Annotated in this window: 2 protein-coding genes; both read right to left on the bottom strand. The window is 69.4% G+C overall.

Annotated elements, in window-relative coordinates; genetic code table 11:
* On the bottom strand, nucleotides 1-2430 hold a 2430-nt coding region (locus AB0M20_RS35945), incomplete at its 3' end, for a PQQ-dependent sugar dehydrogenase (RefSeq protein WP_364305060.1).
* A gap of 211 nt (nucleotides 2431-2641) precedes the next feature.
* A partial coding sequence (locus AB0M20_RS35940; RefSeq protein ID WP_364305059.1) for a hypothetical protein occupies nucleotides 2642-2859 on the bottom strand: 218 nt, incomplete at its 5' end.

Genomic DNA, 2859 nt, shown 5'->3' with positions numbered 1-2859 from the left:
GGTGGCGCTCTCGGCGCTGGAGGCCGTTGCCGGCCTGTTCAGCGACAGCAATCCCGCGCCGGTCGCGAACGTGAAACTGTCCACATCGAACAGCGCGCCCGTGCCGGTGCCGGCGAACGTGAGGTAGAGCGACGTCGTGCCGGCCGGGGCTCCGCTGACGGCGCCGGTGACGTTGACGAACGTCTCCCACGAGCCGGTCGGCGCCACGGCGGCCGAGCCGATCACCGTTCCGGTCGGCGAGCCCGTCCGCACCTGAAGCGTGCCGCCGGCGCCGCCCGACGAGACCCGCGCGGTGAAGGAGGTGGCGTTGTTCAGCTTGTACGGGTCGAACTGGATCCAGTCACCGTTGTTGATATCGCCGACGGTCTGCCCGCCCTCGGCCGCCGTCTTGCCGATCCGGCTGACGCCCGAGGCGGTCCGGTAGTGCTCGGCCTGCCGCTTGCGGGGCGCGAGAAGGTTCTGCGCGTGCGTGGTCAGCCCGCCCTTGTCGGTGTACGACGCGTCGAAGATCGGGAAGATGTTCGCGGCGTCGTCGTGCTCACCGTCGGCGGGGATGGTGATCGAGCCGGAGCAGCCGGTCTGCGACGTGATCTGGTGCGCGTGCTGATCGTGGCCGAGGACGTAGGCCATGGTCACCTTCGAGCAGTCGATCGTCCCGTCCTCGGGATCGGTGACCGTCACGCTCCACGGGACGGTGTCGCCGAACGAGACCAGCTGACCGGAGGCCGGTGCGTTGATGACGACCGCCGGGGCGGTGTTGCCGACGCTGACGCTCACGCTCGACGTGCCGGTCGCGCCCTGCGGGTCACGCACGGTCAGCGTCGCGGTAAAGGTGCCGGTGGTGGCGTACGTCTTGGTCGGGTTGGCCGCTGTCGAGGTGGTGCCGTCGCCGAAGGCCCACGCATAGGTGAGCGCGCCGCCATCGGGGTCGCTGCTGCCCGCCGAGGAGAAGGTGACGGTCAGCGGCGCGGCGCCGGAGGTCGGGTTGGCGCTCGCCACCGCGGTCGGCGCGCGGTTGCCGCCGGCCACGTAGTCGTACCGGTAGAGCGCCGAGTTGGCGTCGCCGTTGAAGTAGCCGGTGCCGTAGTCGAGCACGTAGAGCGCGCCGTCCGGGCCGAACGCCAGGTCCATGACCTGTTTGCCGTTCCACGGGAAGGTGTCGATCGTGCCCGGTGTGCCGTTGGCGTTGACCACGATCGGCTTGATCCAGCCGCGGCCGAACTCGCCGGCGAAGAACTGCCCGTCGAAGACCTGCGGGAACTTGGTCGCCGACGGGTTGCTCGCGCTGTATCGGTAGACGGGGCCGCCCATCGGCGACTCCGAGCCGCCGCCGAACTCGGGCGGCGAGCCCGCGTCACCGGCGTAGCGGATCCAGGCGGGCCGGGCGGCGGGCAACGTGGACAGTCCGGTGTTGCGGAACGAGTTGTTCGCCGGCCCGCCCGCGCAGTTGTACTTGGCGCCGCCGGCCCCCGTCGCGAAGTCCCACTCGTTGTAGGTCTCGGCGTTGGTGTTCGTTCCGGTGCAGTACGGCCAGCCGTAGTTGCCCGGGCTGGTCACCCGGTTGAACTCGACCTGCCCGGACGGGCCTCGGGTCGCCGACGAGGTGCCCGCATCCGGGCCGTAGTCACCGACGTAGACGGCGCCGGTGGCCTTGTCGACGCTGATCCGGAACGGGTTGCGGAAGCCCATCGCATAGATCTCGGGCCTGGTGTTCGCCGTGCCGGGCGCGAAGAGGTTGCCCGCCGGGATCGCGTACGTGCCGTTGTCGTTCGGTTTGATGCGCAGGATCTTGCCCCGCAGGTCGTTGGTGTTGGCGGCGCTGCGCTGCGCGTCGTAGACGGGATTGCGGTTGGTGCGCTCGTCGATCGGGGAGTAGCCGGCCGAGTCGAACGGGTTGGAGTCGTCGCCGGTCGAGAGGTAGAGGTTGCCGGCGGCGTCCCAGTCCATGTCGCCGCCGACGTGGCAGCACATGCCCCGGTCCGTCGGGACGTCGAGCACGTTGACCTGACTCGCCATGTTGACGGTGAAGTCGGCGTTGAGCGTGAAGCGGGACAGCCGGTTGACGCCCGCCCAGGTGGCCCAGGTCGCGGCCGTGCCGGTGGCCGGGGCGTCGCCCGCCGGGGTGTTCAGCGGCGGCGCGTAGAACAGGTAGATGCGCCGGTTGGTGGCGAAGCCGGGGTCGACGGCCACGCCTTGCAGGCCCTCTTCGTCGTGGGTGTAGACCGGGATCGTCGCGATCACGGCGGTGTTGCCGGCCGCGTCGGTGCGGCGCAGCGTCCCGTTGCGGGCGGTGTGCAGCACCGAACGGTCGGGCAGCACCGCGAGACTCATCGGCTCGCCGGTCTCGGCGACGCCCTTGGCGAGGGTGACCTGCTGGAAGTCGGCCGGGTTGATGACCGCGGCCGCCGGGCCGGCGGTGACGCCGGCGATGGTGCAGAGGAGGAGGGCGGAGGTCGATAAGGCGATGGATCGATGGAGCCTGTTTCTGTGGTACACGGTGGTCCCTTCCTGACTGGGGATTGCCAGGCGGGGGCGCGTGCCGCCGCGCCGCAGCCGGGGATTGCTGTGGCACAGGCGTGCTCGAGCAGACCCTCCGGGGAAAAGGGCTTGGACACCTGCTCGAACATTCCTGCAGTGGTGCTTACGTTATGAAGTTCGTGATCGCCCGTCCAGACTTTCGCATCGACAGCCTTATCTTTTGCAGCATCAGTCGAAAGCCGCCATTCGTAGGTGGAGGTGCATTGACGTCGATCATTCGGTACGTTGCGCCCGAGCGCCGATCGAATCGTCCCGAGGTGGCCACATGCAGCACGTTCGCAAGGTCCTGGCTCCCGCGGCGGTCGTCGCGATCGCGGTGGC

Source organism: Actinoplanes sp. NPDC051633 (assembly GCF_040681735.1).
Classification (GTDB): Bacteria; Actinomycetota; Actinomycetes; order Mycobacteriales; family Micromonosporaceae; genus Actinoplanes.
The sequence above is the reverse complement of the archived record's forward strand: the minus strand, read 5'-3'. Positions and strand labels throughout refer to the sequence as shown.